This is a genomic window from Kribbella sp. DT2, from assembly GCF_049844575.1.
Lineage (GTDB): Bacteria > Actinomycetota > Actinomycetes > Propionibacteriales > Kribbellaceae > Kribbella.
Window position 1 is genome coordinate 301,615 of record NZ_JBNCLH010000004.1, and the last position, 16,759, is coordinate 318,373.

At 69.8% G+C, this 16,759-nt stretch carries 17 protein-coding genes; 9 read left to right on the top strand and 8 right to left on the bottom strand.

Features of this window, described 5'->3' with window-relative positions; all coding sequences use genetic code 11:
- Positions 1–21 precede the first annotated feature (21 nt).
- Together ACLQ2O_RS19380 and ACLQ2O_RS19385 are read left to right on the top strand one after the other, a co-directional pair.
- Positions 22–3,933 carry a Pls/PosA family non-ribosomal peptide synthetase gene (locus tag ACLQ2O_RS19380; RefSeq protein WP_425833235.1) on the top strand — a complete coding sequence of 1,304 codons (3,912 nt, stop codon included), beginning with the start codon at positions 22–24 and terminating at the stop codon, positions 3,931–3,933.
- Positions 3,933–5,291 carry a M1 family metallopeptidase gene (locus ACLQ2O_RS19385; RefSeq protein WP_425834009.1) on the top strand — a complete coding sequence of 453 codons (1,359 nt, stop codon included), beginning with the start codon at positions 3,933–3,935 and terminating at the stop codon, positions 5,289–5,291. The genes ACLQ2O_RS19380 and ACLQ2O_RS19385 overlap by 1 nt, the downstream gene beginning before the upstream one ends.
- Positions 5,292–5,329: 38 nt before the next feature.
- Here ACLQ2O_RS19385 and ACLQ2O_RS19390 read toward each other — a convergent pair whose 3' ends face one another.
- Positions 5,330–6,190: a LysR family transcriptional regulator gene (locus ACLQ2O_RS19390; RefSeq protein ID WP_425833237.1), complete on the bottom strand. Its 861-nt coding sequence runs from the start codon at positions 6,188–6,190 to the stop codon at positions 5,330–5,332.
- 89 nt (positions 6,191–6,279) lie between these two features.
- Here ACLQ2O_RS19390 and ACLQ2O_RS19395 point away from each other — a divergent pair, with 89 nt between their 5' ends.
- Together ACLQ2O_RS19395 and ACLQ2O_RS19400 are read left to right on the top strand one after the other, a co-directional pair.
- Positions 6,280–6,543, top strand: a complete 264-nt coding sequence (locus ACLQ2O_RS19395; protein WP_425833239.1) for a nitrilase-related carbon-nitrogen hydrolase — start codon at positions 6,280–6,282, stop codon at positions 6,541–6,543.
- 29 nt (positions 6,544–6,572) lie between these two features.
- Positions 6,573–7,082: a nitrilase-related carbon-nitrogen hydrolase gene (locus ACLQ2O_RS19400; protein WP_425833241.1), complete on the top strand. Its 510-nt coding sequence runs from the start codon at positions 6,573–6,575 to the stop codon at positions 7,080–7,082.
- A gap of 104 nt (positions 7,083–7,186) precedes the next feature.
- Here the strand turns inward: ACLQ2O_RS19400 and ispF are convergent, their stop codons facing one another.
- The 3 genes from ispF to ACLQ2O_RS19415 are packed head-to-tail and all read right to left on the bottom strand — an operon-like array spanning position 7,187 to position 8,895.
- Complete coding sequence (gene ispF / locus ACLQ2O_RS19405) at positions 7,187–7,657, bottom strand: 2-C-methyl-D-erythritol 2,4-cyclodiphosphate synthase (protein WP_425833243.1); 471 nt, start codon at positions 7,655–7,657, stop codon at positions 7,187–7,189.
- On the bottom strand, positions 7,654–8,349 hold the full coding sequence (ispD, locus tag ACLQ2O_RS19410) for a 2-C-methyl-D-erythritol 4-phosphate cytidylyltransferase (protein WP_425833245.1): 696 nt from the start codon (positions 8,347–8,349) through the stop codon (positions 7,654–7,656). Before ispD ends, ispF begins: the two co-directional genes overlap by 4 nt.
- A gap of 60 nt (positions 8,350–8,409) precedes the next feature.
- On the bottom strand, positions 8,410–8,895 hold the full coding sequence (locus ACLQ2O_RS19415) for a CarD family transcriptional regulator (protein ID WP_112244668.1): 486 nt from the start codon (positions 8,893–8,895) through the stop codon (positions 8,410–8,412).
- Positions 8,896–9,146: 251 nt separating this feature from the next.
- Between ACLQ2O_RS19415 and ACLQ2O_RS19420 the strand changes: the two genes are divergently transcribed.
- Entirely contained in the window at positions 9,147–9,710 is a 564-nt protein-coding gene (locus ACLQ2O_RS19420; protein ID WP_425833247.1) for a hypothetical protein, read from the top strand.
- Positions 9,711–10,114: 404 nt separating this feature from the next.
- Here ACLQ2O_RS19420 and ACLQ2O_RS19425 read toward each other — a convergent pair whose 3' ends face one another.
- The 3 genes from ACLQ2O_RS19425 to ACLQ2O_RS19435 form a co-directional block, all read right to left on the bottom strand.
- Positions 10,115–11,134, bottom strand: a complete 1,020-nt coding sequence (locus ACLQ2O_RS19425) for an iron-siderophore ABC transporter substrate-binding protein (RefSeq protein WP_425833249.1) — start codon at positions 11,132–11,134, stop codon at positions 10,115–10,117.
- A 72-nt stretch (positions 11,135–11,206) separates the two neighbouring features.
- Entirely contained in the window at positions 11,207–11,884 is a 678-nt protein-coding gene (locus tag ACLQ2O_RS19430) for a response regulator transcription factor (protein WP_077017430.1), read from the bottom strand.
- Positions 11,881–13,101, bottom strand: coding sequence for a sensor histidine kinase (locus tag ACLQ2O_RS19435; RefSeq protein WP_425833252.1), 1,221 nt, complete (start codon positions 13,099–13,101; stop codon positions 11,881–11,883). The genes ACLQ2O_RS19430 and ACLQ2O_RS19435 overlap by 4 nt, the downstream gene beginning before the upstream one ends.
- A gap of 205 nt (positions 13,102–13,306) precedes the next feature.
- On the opposite strand from ACLQ2O_RS19435, the gene phoU reads away from it, so the two are divergent.
- The 3 genes from phoU to ACLQ2O_RS19450 all read left to right on the top strand — a co-directional run bounded on the left by phoU (position 13,307) and on the right by ACLQ2O_RS19450 (position 15,685).
- Positions 13,307–14,017: a phosphate signaling complex protein PhoU gene (gene phoU / locus ACLQ2O_RS19440; RefSeq protein WP_425833254.1), complete on the top strand. Its 711-nt coding sequence runs from the start codon at positions 13,307–13,309 to the stop codon at positions 14,015–14,017.
- Positions 14,018–14,244: 227 nt separating this feature from the next.
- Complete coding sequence (locus tag ACLQ2O_RS19445) at positions 14,245–14,643, top strand: excisionase family DNA-binding protein (RefSeq protein ID WP_425833256.1); 399 nt, start codon at positions 14,245–14,247, stop codon at positions 14,641–14,643.
- A gap of 157 nt (positions 14,644–14,800) precedes the next feature.
- The gene (locus tag ACLQ2O_RS19450; protein ID WP_425833258.1) at positions 14,801–15,685 is read left to right on the top strand and encodes a DUF3039 domain-containing protein; all 885 of its coding nucleotides are present in this window, start codon (positions 14,801–14,803) and stop codon (positions 15,683–15,685) included.
- 220 nt (positions 15,686–15,905) lie between these two features.
- Here ACLQ2O_RS19450 and ACLQ2O_RS19455 read toward each other — a convergent pair whose 3' ends face one another.
- Positions 15,906–16,421, bottom strand: coding sequence for a hypothetical protein (locus ACLQ2O_RS19455; protein WP_425833260.1), 516 nt, complete (start codon positions 16,419–16,421; stop codon positions 15,906–15,908).
- A gap of 133 nt (positions 16,422–16,554) precedes the next feature.
- Between ACLQ2O_RS19455 and ACLQ2O_RS19460 the strand changes: the two genes are divergently transcribed.
- A complete protein-coding gene (locus tag ACLQ2O_RS19460; RefSeq protein ID WP_425833262.1) occupies positions 16,555–16,725 on the top strand; it encodes a hypothetical protein in 171 nt (56 codons plus the stop codon).
- The last annotated feature ends 34 nt before the right edge of the window (positions 16,726–16,759 follow it).

Here is a 16,759-nt window from a genome sequence, read left to right on the forward strand (position 1 = left end):
GGATCGCAGTATCATCCGGCCGTGACGTTGCGACGGGGGGACAGTGCGCCACCCGAGCGCACCCTGGTGGACATCCTGCACGAGACCGCGGGCCGGTACCCCGACGATCCCGCGCTCGACGACTCGCACGTCAGTCTCAGCTACCGCGAACTGCTCACCCAGGTGGGCCGGTTCGCCGGCCGGCTGACCGCGCTCGGGATCGGGCCGGGCGACCGGGTCGGCGTCCGGATCTCGTCCGGTCACAACGACCTGTACGTCGCCGTCCTCGGCACGCTGCAGGCCGGTGCGGCGTACGTGCCGGTCGATGCGGACGATCCTGAGGAGCGCGCCGAACTGGTCTTCGGCGAAGCGTCGGTCGCCGCCGTCGTCATTGACGGTTTGGAGATCACCAGCACTCGTCAGGGCGGACCGGACGAGGACGGCTACTACGACTTCCCCTACTCGGCCCGGATGGACCAGCCGGGTGAGGTCGTTGGTGGGTCAGCACCGACGACTGATGGTCCGACCCCCGACGACGACGCGTGGATCATCTTCACCTCCGGGTCGACCGGCGTACCGAAGGGTGTCGCCGTCACGCACCGGTCGGCGGCCGCGTTCGTCGACGCCGAGGCCCGGATGTTCCTGCAGCAGGAGCCGATCGGCTCCGACGACCGCGTGCTGGCCGGGCTGTCGGTCGCGTTCGACGCGTCCTGCGAGGAGATGTGGCTCGCCTGGCGGTACGGCGCGTGCCTGGTGCCCGCGCCGCGGTCGCTCGTCCGCAGCGGCATGGATCTCGGCCCGTGGCTCGTTGCCCAGGGCATCACCGTCGTCTCGACCGTCCCGACGCTCGCCGCGCTCTGGCCCGCCGACGCGCTCGACGCCGTACGGCTGCTGATCTTCGGCGGTGAGGCCTGCCCGCCCGAGCTGGCCGAACGGCTCGCGATCGACGGTCGCGAGGTGTGGAACACCTACGGCCCGACCGAGGCGACCGTCGTCGCGTGCGGTGCGCAGCTGACCGGCGAGGGTCCGGTCCGGATCGGCCTGCCGCTGGACGGCTGGGACCTCGCGGTAGTCGATGCCCAGGGCAATGAAGTCGCCGAGGGTGAGATCGGTGAGTTGATCATCGGCGGTGTCGGGCTGGCCCGCTACCTCGACCCGGCCAAGGACGCGGAGAAGTTCGCGCCGATGCCGTCGCTGGGCTGGGAGCGCGCGTACCGCAGCGGCGACCTGGTCCGCAGGGACGAGGCCGGGCTGCTGTTCCAGGGGCGCGCCGACGAGCAGGTCAAGCTCGGCGGCCGGCGGATCGAGCTCGGCGAGGTGGACGCCGCGCTGCAGGCACTGCCCGGCGTCTCGGGTGCGGCGGCCGCCGTACGGACGAGTGCCGGAGGCAACCAACTCCTGGTCGGCTACGTGGTCGCCGAGGAGTCCTTCGACCAGAAGGCCGCTACGGAACGTCTCCGCGAAGCCCTCCCGGCCGCACTCGTTCCGCTCATCGCGGTCACCGACACCCTCCCGACCCGTACGTCGGGCAAGGTCGACCGCAACGCGCTGCCCTGGCCCCTGCCTGGCATGGACAGCGACGGCCCGGCCGCCGACCTCGACGGTACGGCGGGCTGGCTGGCCGAGCGCTGGACCGCGGTGCTCGGCGCCAAGGTCACCGGCCCCGACAACGACTTCTTCCTGCACGGCGGCGGCAGCCTCGCCGCGGCCCAGCTCGTCTCCGCGCTGCGTGAGCGGTACGCCGAGATCACCGTCGGCGACATCTACGAGTACCCACGGCTCGGTGCACTCGCCGACCGGCTGGACTCCTCGACCGCGACGTACGAGCCGGTCGAGATCCGCGAGATCCGGCCCACGCCACCCGGCACGCAACTCCTGCAGACCGCGTTGACGCTGATCCTGCAGACGGTGGTCGGCGCGCGCTGGCTGGTCTACCTGTTCACGCTGAACAACGTGCTCGCGCTGACCGCCGGCGTCCACCCCTGGATGCGCACGGTGTCGTGGTGGTGGATCCTCGTCGGCTGGCTGCTGCTGATCACCCCGGCCGGGCGGATGGGGATCGCCGTCGTCGGCGCGCGGATCCTGCTGCGCGGCCTGAAACCCGGTGTCTACCCGCGCGGCGGCACCGTGCACGTCCGGCTCTGGGCCGCGGAGAACCTGGCCGACGCGGCCGGCGCCGCGAACCTGGCCGGCGCGCCCTGGATCGCGTACTACGCCCGCGCGCTCGGCGCGAAGGTCGGCCGCGGCGTCGACCTGCACACGCTGCCGCCGGTGACCGGCCTGCTGACGATGGGTCGCGGCGCGTCGATCGAGCCCGAGGTCGACCTGTCCGGCTACTGGATCGACGGCGACCGGCTGCACGTCGGCGCGGTGCACGTCGGTGCGGAGGCCGTGATCGGGTCGCGCAGCACGTTGCTGCCCGGCGCGGAGATCGGCCGCGGCGCCGAGATCGCGGCCGGGTCGGCGGTGTCCGGCAAGGTCCCGCCGAACGAGCGCTGGTCGGGCTCGCCCGCCAGTCGTGTCGGTCGCGCTCGTCGCCCCTGGCCCGAGGAACGCCCGGCGCGTGCGCCGTGGTGGGTGCTCGCGTACGGCGCAGCGTCGGCGCTGATGTCGCTGCTTCCGGTCGCGGCGGCGGTCGCGGCGATCGTCGTACTGGGTACGTACATCCAGGGGACCGAGTCGTTGGGCGAGGCCGCGCTGCGGGCCCTCGCCGCGATCCCGCTGATGACGCTGGTCGGCTTCGTGATGCTGGCCCTGCTGACACTGATCGGCGTCCGGGTTCTCGGCCTCGGGATCAAGGCCGGGCACTACCCGGTACGGAGCCGGATCGGCTGGCAGGTCTGGGCGACCGAGCGGCTGCTCGACTCGGCGCGCACGCTGCTGTTCCCGCTGTACGCGAGCCTGCTGACGCCGTGGTGGCTGCGGGCGCTCGGCGCGAAGATCGGCCGGGACGTCGAGGCGTCGACCGTGCTGCTGCTGCCGAAGATGACGACCGTCGGCGACGGCGCGTTCCTCGCCGACGACACCATGATCGCGTCGTACGAGCTGGGTGGTGGGTGGTTGCACGTGGCCGGCGCCAAGGTCGGCAAGCGCGCGTTCCTGGGCAACTCCGGCATGACCGCGCCTGGTCGTTCGGTGCCGAAGAACGGGCTGGTCGCCGTCCTGTCGGCCGCGCCGAAGAAGTCCAAGGCCGGAACGTCGTGGCTCGGCAGCCCGCCGGTGAAGCTGCGGCGGCAGGCCGTCAGCGGCGACCAGAGCCGGACCTTCAACCCGCCGTACCGGCTGAAGGTGGCGCGGGCGCTGGTCGAGCTGTGCCGGTTCGTCCCGATGATGTGCACGGTGCTGATCGCGCTCGGGGTGCTGTTCGCCCTGCAGGCGTTGGACGTCTGGCTCGGGCCGTGGTGGACCCTGCTGCTGTCCGGCGCGGTGATCCTCGCCGCCGGTGCGGTCGCGGGCGGGATGGCGACCGTGGCCAAGTGGGTCATCGTCGGCAGGACGCGTGCGGTCGAGTACCCGTTGTGGAGCTCGTTCGTCTGGCGCAACGAGGTGGTCGACAGCTTCGTCGAGCTCGTCGCGGCGCCCTGGTTCGCCAACGCCGCCGCCGGTACGCCGGTGCTCGCGCTGTGGCTGCGCACGCTCGGCGCGAAGATCGGCAAGGGCGTCTGGTGCGAGACGTACTGGTTGCCCGAGGCCGACCTGATCACGCTCGGCGACGGTGCCACGGTGAATCGCGGGTGCGTTCTCCAGACGCACCTGTTCCATGACAGGGTGATGTCCATGAGCACCGTCACCTTCGGCCCAGGGTCGACGCTGGGGCCGCACGGCATCGTGCTGCCGGCCGCGTCGATCGGTGCGGGCGCCACCGTCGGCCCGGTCTCGCTGGTGATGCGGGGGGAGAGCGTGCCGGCCGGTACTCGCTGGGCCGGCAACCCGATCGCACCCTGGCACGGTTGATGGTCCCCGGTTCCCAGGGCCGGGCCGAGCAGGGCGCTGACACAGCGGGTGATCCCTACGTCCCCTCGCACGGCAACGGCGGCTACTCCGTCGAGTCCTACGAGCTCGACCTCGACTACCGGGTCAGCAGCAACCGCCTGACCGGCAAGGCGATGATCACCGCCGTCGCGACGCGCGCGCTGTCCCGGCTCAGCCTCGACCTCGGCAACCTGCGGGTCGGCAAGGTGTCCGTCAACGGCCGCCGCGCGGCCCGGTACTCGCACCGCTCCGGCAAGCTGCACATCACCCCCGCCGCGGGCATCCCCGACGGCGCGGAGTTCGTCGTCGACGTCCAGTACGCCGGCAACCCGAAGCCCGCCGACAGCCCGTGGGGCGAGCTCGGCTGGGAGGAGCTGACCGAGGGCGTGATCGTGGCCAGCCAGCCCAGCGGCGCGGCCACCTGGTTCCCGTGCAACGACCACCCCGGTGACAAGGCGCACTACCGGATCACCGTCACCACCGACTCGCCGTACCACGTGGTCGCGAACGGCCGGCTCGTGTCGCGCCGTACCAAAGCCAGCCGGACCAGCTGGGTCTACGACCAGGCCGCACCGATGGCGACGTACCTGGCAACCCTCCAGATCGGCCGGTACGACGTACTGGAGCTGGCGTCGTCGCCGGTCACCCAGCGCGCGGCCCTGCCGCAGGGGCTGCTCAAGGACTTCCGGACCGACTTCGGCCGGCAGCCGGACATGATGAAGCTGTTCTGCGCGCTCTTCGGGCCGTACCCGTTCACGGCGTACACGGTGGTCGTCACCGACGACGCGCTGGAGATTCCCCTGGAGGCGCAGGGCATTTCGGTGTTCGGCAGCAACCACGTGGACGGCCGGCGCGGGTCGGAGCGGCTGGTCGCGCACGAACTGGCCCACCAGTGGTTCGGCAACAGCCTGACTCCGGCGACCTGGCAGCACATCTGGCTGAACGAGGGTTTCGCCTGCTACGCCGAGTGGTTGTGGTCGGAGGAGTCCGGCGGGCCCTCGGCGTCGCAGCAGGTTTCCAAGGCGCACAGCCGCCTGGCGTCGCTGGACGAGGACCTGGTGCTGTCGGACCCCGGCCCGGAGCTGATGTTCGACGACCGGCTCTACAAGCGCGGGGCGATCACGCTGCACGTCCTGCGCCAGCTACTCGGCGACACCACGTTCTTCGACCTGCTGCGCACCTGGACCAAGACCTATCGCCACGGCTCGGTGACCACCGACGACTTCATCGCGCTGGCAGCATCGGTTGCCGACGGCCCCGATGCCGTCCACCAGCTCTTCGCCGACTGGCTCGACTCCCCCGAGCTCCCACCGCTTCCCCGCACTCGCCGCCGCCGGTGAGCTGGCTCGCCCGCGGCTTCGCAGCTGGCCTGTGTCAGTCAGCGCAGTGCGGCGGTCGCTGCGTCGACGAAGCGTTCCAGGAGGACTGAGCGCTCGACCCACGCGACCCCGACCCACCAGGCGGCGCTCTTGGCGCGCAGGGGGATCAGGTGCACCGGACCCGGCGCCACCTTGGCCGCACTGGCCGGTACGACGGCCGGGCCGACGCCGGCCGCGACCAGGGCGAGCACGGTCAGCAGGTCGTCGGCCTCCTGGAGGACCAGCGGGCGGCAGCCCAGGTCGTCGTACAGGCGGGTGATCTGGGCGTCCAGACCGGGGCTGCGGTGCGGTCTGAGGCGGATCAGCGGACGGCCGTCGAGCCAGGACGCGACGTCGGCCGGCTCCGGCGCCCCGGCCGGCAGGGCGATGGCCAGCCGGTCCTGCTGAAGCCGGCGCCGCATGATCCCGTCCGGCACGGGCAGGCGGACGAATCCCGCCTGCAGGGTGCCCGCGAGGAGTTGCTCGCACTGAACCGTCGACGGCAGGTCGTCGAGGGAGACCGAGATCCTGGGATACCGCCCGCGGAAGACCGCCACCGCCCGCGGGGCCACCTCGATCGCCGACATCCCGAAGCCGACCGCGAGCGTGCCGTCCTCACCGGCGGCGACCGACTCCGCCCGCCGTTCGAACGCCGCGGACCGGGCCAGCAGGTCCAGCGCGTCGGGCAGCAGTGCCTCCCCTGCTCCGGTCAGCCGGGCGCCCTGGCGACCGCGGACGAACAGGGTCGCGCCCACCCGGCGTTCGAGCAGCTGCAGCTGCTTGGTGACGGCCGGCTGACTGGTCGAGAGCTCCGCGGCGGCGGCGCTCACGTTGCCGGTGCGCGCCACGGTGGCGAACGTCCGGAGCAGCCGCAGTTCCATAACCACAGGATATGGATAACCCTGTGGATATCATTGGACGGCATGCCCGACGCGGCGGCATCCTGGCGGAAACCCGTTGCGGAGAGCCCATGCTGCGTGCCGCCGTCGTCCAGTTCGAAGCCGTTCCCGACCGCCCGGACAGCAACTTGTCCACAGTCCGCCGGCTGGCGGGCGAGGCTGTGGACAACGGCGCGCAACTCGTCGTCTTCCCCGAGATGTGCCTGCTCGGGTACTGGCACCTGCGCCGCCAGCTGGTCGAGCGGCTCCGTGAACTGGCCGAGCCCCGGACCGGACCATCGGTCTCGGCAGTCACTGCGCTGGCCCGCGAGCTGGACGCCGGGTCGGGATCCTGATCTGCTGGGACAACAACCTGGTCGAGAACGTGCGGGCCACCACGTTGCTCGGCGCAACGGTCCTGGTGGCGCCGCACCAAACGCGCGGGACACGATCGGTCAGTCCGGACGGGATGAAGCCGATCCCGCTCGAGGTGTGGGACAACCGCGACGTCGCGCCTGAGGCTGTCCGGACAGCCTTCGACGGTCCGAACGGCCGGGGTTGGTTGCTGCGCTGGCTACCGGCGCGGGCTCACGACAACGGGCTGTTCGTGCTGTTCAGCAACGGCGTCGGGCGCGACGACGACGAGGTCCGGACCGGCAACGCGATGATCATCGACCCGTACGGGCGGATCGTCGCCGAGACTCCGGTCGCGGACGAGGCGGTGGTGGCCGCGGATCTCGACCTCGACCTGGTCCCGCTCTCCACCGGCCGACGGTGGCTGCGGGGCCGTCGATCTGAGCTCTACGACCTGCTCACCGAGCACCAGGGCAACGAACTCTCACCCTGCGAAGTGCGGTTCGACACCCCGAGCGACCCGCTCACCGCCCCGAACTGATCCCTCTTTGTGCACCGGCCAGCCACTTTCCGGGCGAAAACCTGACTGGCCCGTGCACAAAGTGCGGTGGTGCGGACTCGGGGAGCCGCGGGTTGGGCGGTGAGTCAGTAGATGATCGCGGTGGCGATGGCTGCGATTCCTTCGCCGCGGCCGGTCAGGCCCAAGCCGTCGGTCGTGGTCGCACTGACCGAGACCTCCGCGTCGCAGGCCGTGCTCATCGCCTTCTCGGCCTCTTCGCGGCGGGCGGCGAAGCGCGGGCGGTTGCAGATCACCTGGACGGCGACGTTGCCGATCTCGTAGCCGGCGGCACGCACCCGGCGGGCGGCTTCCGCCATCAGCGTGGTGCCGGAGGCTCCGGCCCACTCCGGTTCCGCCGTACCGAAGTTCGAGCCGAGGTCGCCGATGCGGGCCGCGGACAACAAAGCGTCACAGACCGCGTGCGCGGCGACGTCGCCGTCGGAGTGTCCGTCCGGCCCCGAGGTCTCCTCCGGCCAGTGCAGCCCGGCCAGCCACATCTCCCGGCCTTCGACGACCGGGTGCACGTCGATCCCGGTGCCGACCCGTGGTGGTCTCACTGTTGCTGCCTCTCCGCCAGGATCCACTCGGCCAGCAACAGATCGCGCGGCCTGGTCACCTTGAACGCGTCCTCGGACCCTTCGACGGTCTGCACGGTGACCCCGAGCCGCTCGCACAGCATCGCGTCGTCGGTGGCCCCGGCAACGGTCCCGGCATGGGCCTTGCGCAACAACTCCGGCTCGAAGCCCTGCGGAGTCTGGACAGCGACCAGCGCCGACCGGTCGGGAGTCTCCAGCACCTCACCGTTGGCGCCGATCCGTTTGATCGTGTCGGTCACCGGGATCACCGGCACCACCGCGGGAGCACCGGCCAGTACGGCGGCAACGACCCGCTCGATCACCGCGACCGGGACGAACGACCGGGCCGCGTCGTGCACGAGGACGCAATCGATTCCAGCCACGGGGACCAGCTCGAGCGCCGCCCGGACCGAGTCGGTGCGCTCGGCACCGCCGGCGACGATCCGCAGGTCGGCGCTGCCGACGTACGGGTCGAGAAGCTTGCCGACGGCATCTTCCGTGCCCGGGGGCACGGCGATCACGAAGCACGAAAGGCCGGCGGCGGTCGCTGCGGACAGTCCACGCACCGCGTGGACCAGCAGCGATTCGCCACCGACCTCTCGTAACGCCTTCGGTGCCTCACCACCGAGCCGCAACCCGAGACCGGCCGCCGGGATGATTGCCGCGGTACTCATCGAGAGACCACGCAGGGCGGTACGGTCACGGGATCCGGATCGGTTCTGACCTGGAGCAGGTCAGGAAGCGAGGACCTCGTCGAGGATGGCTTCCGCCTTGTCCTCGTTGGTGTGCTCGGCCAGCGCCAGCTCGGAGACGAGGATCTGACGTGCCTTCGCCAGCATCCGCTTCTCACCCGCCGACAGACCGCGGTCACGCTCACGGCGCCACAGGTCGCGGACGACCTCTGCCACCTTCATCACGTCACCGGAGTGCAGCTTCTCCAGGTTCGCCTTGTAACGTCGCGACCAGTTGGTCGGCTCCTCCGTGTGCGGCGCCCGCAGCACGTCGAAGACGCGCTCCAGACCAGCCTGATCCACGACGTCACGCACGCCGACGAGATCGAGGTTGCACGCGGGGACCCGGACGACCAGGTCGTTCTGAGCGACGATCCTCAAGACCAGATAGGTCTTGTCCTCACCTTTGATCTGACGGGTCTCGATGTCCTCGATAACAGCTGCCCCATGATTCGGGTAGACAACCGTCTCGCCGACTGAAAAAGTCATATGTCACGTGCCCCTTTCCAAGACCAATACTACCACGCAGTCGCTGGTCCGGCCGGGGTGTTTGCGCTGGTCAGAGGCCATTTCCCGCCTTGACAAACGCTGTCCGGCATGCCTCGCGCGCGGAATTTGGTTGCCCGGGACATCCCCCGAAGGTGGTGCCGCCGTCGGGCCGCGGGCGCCCGGTCGCTACGCTTTGCTGCGCCGGAGGCCGCAGCCTGACGGCGTCCACAGCTTGTACGAAAGGGATCCCAGTGCCCATCACGTTGCCCCCGTCGGCCGTGCGCCGCGCCGGTGCCGCCGGTGCCGCCGTCACGCTGAGCCTCGCACTGGCGGCCTGCGGCGCGAACTTCAACGCGCAGACCATGAAGCCGTACCAGCCCGCCGAGGGCACCAACGCGACATCGGGCTCGATCGCGGTCCGCAACCTGCTGGTGCTCGCCTCCGAGGACGGCACCGGTGAGCTGCACGCCGCCGTCATCAACACGGGCAGGACCGACGACACCCTGGTCGGCGTCGCCTCCGAGCCGGCCGCCGGCGCGCCCCAGACCGAGGAAGGCGCCGAGCCGGCCGCCCCGCCGGCCACCGTCGCGGTCGGCAACGTCCGCCCGATGACGCTGGCCTCGGGGGCGTCGCTGACGCTGCCGCCGACCGGCGGCAAGCCGTTCACCGTCACCGGCGGCAAGCCCGGCGCGATGGTCACGCTGACCCTCAGCTTCGCCAAGGCGGCCCCGATCACCGCGCACGTCCCGGTGCTCACCACCGACCACTTCAGCCCCACCCCGCGCGACGACGCCCCCGAGGAAAGCCACGGCTGACCTCCTTCCTGCAGCACGCCGTACGGGCCGCCTCAGCACCACCGAAGGCGGCCCGTCGGCGTTCCTGACCGGCCGCACGCCACAGCAACCACCCCGCAGCATGCATTTGGTGGGTCAACCCATCAAATGGCCCCTTGGCCCACGGAAATCCGGTGGGCCAAGGGGCTCTTCGGTGGGTTGACCCACCAAATGCGCGCAGGGAGGAAACGGCAGCGGGCGGTGCCGCCCGGCGCGGAGCAGCGCGAACGGGCCGTCCCACGCCGTGGGGGCGGCCCGTTCGGCGTACGGCGTCCTGTGGCCCAGGGGCGCCGTACGGGTGTGGTCCCTCCGGGCGACGGATCGGTAGCCGGTCCGGGTGGGACCTGGTCCGGCGGGCGGTCTTGTGCGAGCGGCCCGCGCGGAACTCAGTTCGCGGCGGCAGCCGCCTTGGCCAGGCCGGGGACGATCTTGTCGAGCACCCACGGGACCGACAGGACGCTGACAGAGCTCATCCCGGAGATCACCTGCTGGTCCTCCAGCACGTAAGCGCTGCCCTTCTTCACCGATGGCAACGCGGCGTACACGGGATCGGCCGCGAACTTCGCCGCGGTCAGCCCGTCGACGTACGCGACCAGCACGTCGGCGTCGATGTCGCCGACCTTCTCCTTGCTGATCGGCAGCGCGAACTCCTTCTTGGTGTTCGTCTCCTCGAGCTTCAGCACGCCCGGCGCGTTCACGAAACCCATCTCGTTCAGGATCTGCACCCGCGGATCACCCGGCGTGTAGATGTAGTTGTCCGCCCCGAAAGATCCGACGCTGATCGTCTTCCCCTTGAACTCCGGGTGCTCCGACGCGACCTTCGCGATCCGGTCCTTGATCCCGGCAACCAGTTTGTCGGCCTCCGCGGACTTGCCCAGCGCCTGGCCGATCAGCGTGGTCTGGTCCTGCCAGGTCGTCTGCCACGGCGCCCCGGGATAGGCGACGGTCGGCGCGATCCCCGACAGCGTCTTGTAGACCGTGGCGTCGAAGCCCTCGTACGGCGCCAGGATCACGTCCGGCTTCAGCGCGACGATCTTCTCGTACGGGTAGCTGTCCGTTGCGTCGAGCAACGTCGTCTTCGCTGCGTCGAACCGGTCGGCGTCCCACGCGGTGACACCGTCCTTCGTCGGCCCGTAGGTCACCTTCGGCATCCCGACCGGCGTCTCGCCGAGCGCGTAGACGACGTCCTGCGCGTTCCAGCCGAGCGTGACGATCCGCGTCGGCTTCGCCTTGATGGTGGTCTCGCCGAAAGTGTTCTTCAGCGTCACCGGGAACCCCGAACCGGCCTCACCGGACGGAGCAGCGGCCTGGTCGTCGGCACCACTCCCGCACGCGCTCAACGCGGTTGCCGACAGCAACAACGCGGCAACGGCAGCAGTGCTGCGGGTACGACGGGACCAGGACATGGCGGTTCTCCTCAGTTGGCAACAACTAAGGACAGCCTAAGCTAACCCACCGGCGGGGCGGCCGGTGGGGTCTCAGGCCTCGAACTTGTAGCCCAGTCCCCGCACCGTCACCAGGTGCGCCGGGTTGGACGGGTCCTTCTCGAGCTTGGACCGCAGCCGCTTCACGTGCACGTCCAGGGTCTTGGTGTCCCCGACGTAGTCGGCGCCCCAGATCCGGTCGATCAGCTGCCCCCGGGTGAGCACCCGGCCGGTGTTGCGCAGCAGCATCTCGAGCAGCTCGAACTCCTTCAGCGGCAGCCGGATCTCGGTCCCGGACACCGTCACCACGTGGCGCTCGACGTCCATCCGGACCGGACCGGCCTCGAGCGTGTCGGGCAGCAGCTCGACGTCCGCACCGCGCCGCAGCACGGCCTTGATCCGGGCCAGCAGCTCACGCGGGCTGTACGGCTTGGTGACGTAGTCGTCGGCGCCCAGTTCGAGGCCGACCACCTTGTCCACCTCGGTGTCCTTGGCACTGACGATGATCACCGGCACGTTGCCCCGGGTCCGCAACGCGCGGCAGACCTCGGTACCGGACAGGCCCGGCAGCATCAGGTCGAGCAGGACGATGTCCGCACCGGCCCGGTCGTACTCGTCCAGCGCGTCCGGGCCCGTCTCGGCGACGGCGACCTCGAACCCCTCCTTGCGCAGTACGTACGACAACGCGTCGCTGTAGCTCTCCTCGTCTTCGACGACCAGCACTCGGGTCACGAAGCTGTCTCCTTTGCGATCTGACCTGACGGGGTAGGCGTCAGGGCGTTGGCCGGTTCCTCCTGGCTGGTGGAACCGGTCGGTTGCCCGGTGGCGGGATCGAGCCGCAGCGGGAGCCGGACGGTGAAGGTGGAACCCTGTCCCTCGACGCTCCAGACCCGTACGTCGCCACCGTGGATCGAGGCGATGTGCTTGACGATCGACAGACCCAGCCCGGTGCCGCCGGTCTCCCGGCTGCGGGCCCTGTCGACCCGGTAGAAGCGTTCGAAGATGCGTTCCAGGTCGCTGCTCGGAATGCCGACGCCCTGGTCGGAGACGGTGACCTCGACCAGGTCGCCGATCGGGTGCGCGGCGACCGCGACCCGGGTCCCGTCGGGGCTGTAGTTGACCGCGTTCTCGACGAGGTTGCCGATCGCGATCGCCAGCTGGTCCTCGCTGCCCATCACCTCGAGGTCGGGGTCGGTCTTCACGATGATGTTGATGTCGCGGTCCTCGGCGTCGACCCGGCAGCGGTCCACCGCGGCGTCGATCACGCCGTTGATGTCGACCGGGCCCGGGTTCTCCAGCGGGTCGTCGCCCTGCAACCGGGACAGCTCGATGATCTCCTTGACCAGCCGGCTCAGCCGGGAGGCCTCGATCCGCATCCGGCCGGAGAACCGCTGGACGGCCTCCGGGTCGTCGGAGGCCTCCGAGACGGCGTCGGCGAGCAGGATCAGCGCGCCGATCGGGGTCTTCAGCTCGTGGCTGACGTTGACGGTGAAGTCGCGCCGGATCGCCTCCAGCCGGCGCTCCCGGGTCCGGTCCTCGACCAGGACCAGCACCAGCTGGCTGCCCAACGGGGCCACCCGGGCGCTCACGTACTGGGTGGCGCCGAGCCGGCCGCGGACGATCTCCAGGTCCTGCTGACGGATCTCGCCGTCGCGCCGTACGGCCCGGACCATCGTCAGCAGGTCTTCGACGACCAGCCGCTCGCCCCGGACGATGCCGAGCACGTGCGCCGGAGCGCTGGCCTGCAGCACCTGGTCCTCGGGGCCCATCACGACGGCGGACGACCGTAGTACGGACAGGACGGTGGCAACGCCGCTGGGGACCGCCGGGTCCGGGGAGACCGGAACCTTGGTCTGGGAACGCTCGCTCAGCACCATCGCACCGAGCGAAAGCAGAGCCAGGGCCGCGCCGATGACGCCGCCCAGCACCGCAGCCAGCGTGGGGTCCACAGCACCGATGCTACGCGGGGAAAGCACAGGGAAAGACCGAATGAGCACCGGATGACCGGTGCGCGTCCCAACTGTTCATCACGCGTTCACCACTCGTCGCCGTCCGGCAACCTCGACGGCATACGGTCCCTCGTGGGCGGGTACTGAACCGTGCCCGCGCCCCTTTTCGGCCCGGACAGGCCGGACAGCACAGATCGGATGCAGAATGCGCGACACCTACCACGAGCAGCTCGACGACATCCTCGCCGAGCTCGAGCGGATGACGAGGACGGTGTCCACCGCCGTCCGGCGCTCGACCGCCGCCTTGCTGAGCGCCGACATCCGGCAGGCCGAAGAAGTGATCGCCGCCGACATCCAGCTCGACGCGGCCGGCGAAGGGGTCGAGGAGAAGGTCTTCGAGCTGATGGCCCGGCAGGCCCCGGTCGCCAACGAGCTGCGGATGCTGGTCGCGGCGCTGCGGATGGTCGCCGACCTGGAGCGGATGGGCGACCTGGCCGCGCACGTGTCCAAGATCGCCCGGCTGCGCTACCCCGCCGCCGCGATCCCGGCCGAGCTGCACGCCGCGATCGAGGAGATGTCCGGCGTCGCGGGCAAGATGGTCGACGCCGCCGGTGACGTGATCAAGTCCCACGACGTCACCGCCGCCGGCAAACTCGAGGCCACCGACGACGAGATGGACCAGCTCCGCACCAACCAGTTCCGCCTGATGATGGACGACTCCTGGCCGCACGGCGTCGAGGTCGCCGTCGACATCGCCCTGCTCGGCCGCTACTACGAGCGCATCGCCGACCACGCCGTCTCGATGGCCCGCCGGGTCGTCTACCTGGTGACCGGCGAGCTCCCGATCGCCGTCGGCGGCACCGCCGCCGGCTCCGGCGCGGGCGCCTCGGCCCCGTCCCCGAACGGCAACAACTGAGCTCCAGCAACAAATCCAAGAAGTACAAGCACATCAAGTCGAAGAACAAAGACAGTACAAAAGAACAGACATAGTTGGGCCGCCTTGGGTGGCCGCAGGCGTCCATCTGCAGGCCGCCTGTGGTCACCTTTTGCGCTGCTCGCGCTCATCCTTGAGGATCTGCACAACGCCATGTAGAGTCATCTGTGACATCTGTGTCATCTATGACTACCGCCCTGGTGACAACTATGAAGACTTTTGAGACCGCGAAGATCCCCACTGCACAGCTCGACGCGCTCGAGCAGTTCGCCCAGTCCGAAGCCGGACCAGAGCTTCGGGCTGTCCTGTTGAGCCTCAGTCGCTGCGCCCGCGAAGCCGATGAACTCATTGTCACCGGCGGGAACGAGACGGTCACGCCCCATCAGGCGGCTGAGCGCCTCGGCATGAGCCGCACACATCTGTACAAGCTGCTTGACCGTCGCGAGATCGCGTCTCACCACGTTGGTCGTGACCGCCGTATCCGCCTGCGCGATCTGTACGCGTTCGAGTCGCAGCGCGATAGCGATCGTCGTGAACTCGCGGAGCGTTTCGCGCATCAGAACGAGACCGCTGCAACCGCCACCGACGAGATCGCCGATCTGCTCTGATTGAGCGTGTCGGCGACCGATTCGGCAGGATTGGCCCGTGCACAGCCGCCGCGCCAGACCTACGCTTCGCGTTCTCCAGGAAGACCTGACGAGCGACTGGGCCTCTCCGTATCCTCTACGCCACTTGGCCAAAGGTTCGTACGACGAGCTCCACCCGTTGAGCGAACTCCCCCACCCGATCGTGGCCAAGGCCGCGGAGTCGTTCGGCGCCGATCCGGCCGATGACAACTCTCTGGGGCCGATCTCCAGCTCGACCCGCACCCGTCTTCTGGAGATCAAGAACTCCCAGTGGCGCGGCGGCGTCTGGGAAGAACCCGGATCAGGTGTGTGCTGGCTCTTGGTAGCCGGCCTCGCGAAGGGCAACCACGAGGACCGGGACGACTTCTACAAAAGGGTCGAGCGAGAGAACGACTCAGGCGATCCCAGCCGCTGGCTGCCGACCGGGGAAGACCAGCGCCTTCTCAAGCGAGAAACCGCGGCGCGGCTCAGGACGGACTGGGAGCTTAGCGTTCAACGCCAGGTCCTCGATGCTCTGCAGGCCGTACAGGCAGGTGGGACTCGCAGATTCGAGATCTCCCACCCCGTTGTGAAGGAAGAGAAGCTCGCTGAAATCGACCTGGCTGTCACCGCGGTCAGGGACGACGGATACGAGGCCGACGAGATCGACCTCGAGATCATCCCCTGCAAAGGGCACGCGGGGAGCGGACTGCTGTGGCAGCTCACCGTGAGGACCCTGATCACCATCAGCCCACCGGAACAGAGCTGGGACCGATTCAAGGACACCTACTCGAATATCGGCGAGGTCGGAGCGTGGATCGTGCGGGTCGCTGAGCTCCGCCCGTTCGTCGAGGCCAACGAGCTGGTGCTGTCCGAACCGGGAACCACCAGTCACTACGCACATCGTGAGCATCTCGCAGGGAGCACGATCGAAGGCCACGCTGTACGCGGCCTGTGTGGTGTCTATTTCGTGCCCAGGCAGGATCACGCTGCGATTCCGCAGTGCCAGATCTGCGCTCGGCGCCTCTCAGAGCTTCCCGAATAGTCGACGCGCAGGCGTCCTGGCTGCCTCGTACGCCGTATTCCTCCTCGGATCCGTCCGGATTCTTTCGGCTGCCACCCGAAGGGGAGCTCGATGTTCTTCTACCAGGACTTCCCGTCCGAACAAGCCCGCCCGATTCCAGGGCACTCCGCCGGACCGCATGCGGATGAAGCCTTGAACTCATCGGCTGGGACGGCCCCGCACGCGGAGGTGCCAGCTGCGGTCACGGGCCTGGTGGCTGGGTGATCGGCTGATCGGTGACCAGGGCGGCCAGGATCAAGGGGGCGTCGCCGTCGCTGTGGCCGATGATGGTGGCTACGTAGCGGTTGGTGGGGAGTGGGCCCCAGACGTGCAGGTCGCCGTACAGGTCCTCCTTGAAGAGGGCCTCGAAGAGCGGGGCGACGGGCTGGCTCATCTGCCAGCGGAGCAGGGGGCCGTGGAGCTGGATCGTGCGGTGCGGGCCCCAGCGGGTTTCCAAGGCCTTGCTCAGGGCGTCGAGTTGCTCGGCGCCGGCTTCCGTCGCGTCGGTCCACTCGGCGCCGTACACGCCGGTGAGTGCCTCGCCCTCCCAGAGCGGGACGATGCGGAAGCCGGTGCCGGTGGTGGCGCTCCACTCGCCGGTGGCGGGGGCGCCTTCGGCGGTCGTCGGGCCGGCGTCCGGGACCGGGGCGGCCGACAGGTCGACCACCTCCGCGGCCGCTCGGTCGGCGTCGAAGGTCTCTCCAGCACGTGCGCTCACCGCACACCTCTCTGTCGCAGGGTGTCCGCCCCTCGGGACCGTCCGGATTCGTCCGGGATCGGTCCGGACGCCGAACGCGGCCCGCAGAGTAGACGCGGGCCGTCGCCCTGCGGCCGTGCACGAGGGAGGGTTGATGTTCTTCTACCAGGATTTCCCGTCCGGAGTCCCGGACACGCCCCGCGAGGTGGAACGGCGGCTGCTCGACCAGGCGCTGGACCTGCAGGCCGAGCGGCTTCGGCTCGAGGCCCGGCTGCAGCAGTTGCAGCAGGAGAACCCGTGGCTGTCGGAGGCCCTCTCCAGCTGATGTCAGAGCCCGTGTCAGAACGGCGGCGGCCCGG

What these genes read in the sequence shown, in the direction of transcription:
- ACLQ2O_RS19385 (WP_425834009.1), top strand. Translation starts at nt 3,933, where the DNA reads ATGGTCCCCGGTTCCCAGGGCCGGGCCGAGCAGGGCGCTGACACAGCG.
- ACLQ2O_RS19390 (WP_425833237.1), bottom strand. Translation starts at nt 6,190, where the DNA reads ATGGAACTGCGGCTGCTCCGGACGTTCGCCACCGTGGCGCGCACCGGC.
- ACLQ2O_RS19395 (WP_425833239.1), top strand. Translation starts at nt 6,280, where the DNA reads ATGCTGCGTGCCGCCGTCGTCCAGTTCGAAGCCGTTCCCGACCGCCCG.
- ispD (WP_425833245.1), bottom strand. Translation starts at nt 8,349, where the DNA reads ATGAGTACCGCGGCAATCATCCCGGCGGCCGGTCTCGGGTTGCGGCTC.
- ACLQ2O_RS19415 (WP_112244668.1), bottom strand. Translation starts at nt 8,895, where the DNA reads ATGACTTTTTCAGTCGGCGAGACGGTTGTCTACCCGAATCATGGGGCA.
- ACLQ2O_RS19425 (WP_425833249.1), bottom strand. Translation starts at nt 11,134, where the DNA reads ATGTCCTGGTCCCGTCGTACCCGCAGCACTGCTGCCGTTGCCGCGTTG.
- phoU (WP_425833254.1), top strand. Translation starts at nt 13,307, where the DNA reads ATGCGCGACACCTACCACGAGCAGCTCGACGACATCCTCGCCGAGCTC.
- ACLQ2O_RS19445 (WP_425833256.1), top strand. Translation starts at nt 14,245, where the DNA reads ATGAAGACTTTTGAGACCGCGAAGATCCCCACTGCACAGCTCGACGCG.
- ACLQ2O_RS19460 (WP_425833262.1), top strand. Translation starts at nt 16,555, where the DNA reads ATGTTCTTCTACCAGGATTTCCCGTCCGGAGTCCCGGACACGCCCCGC.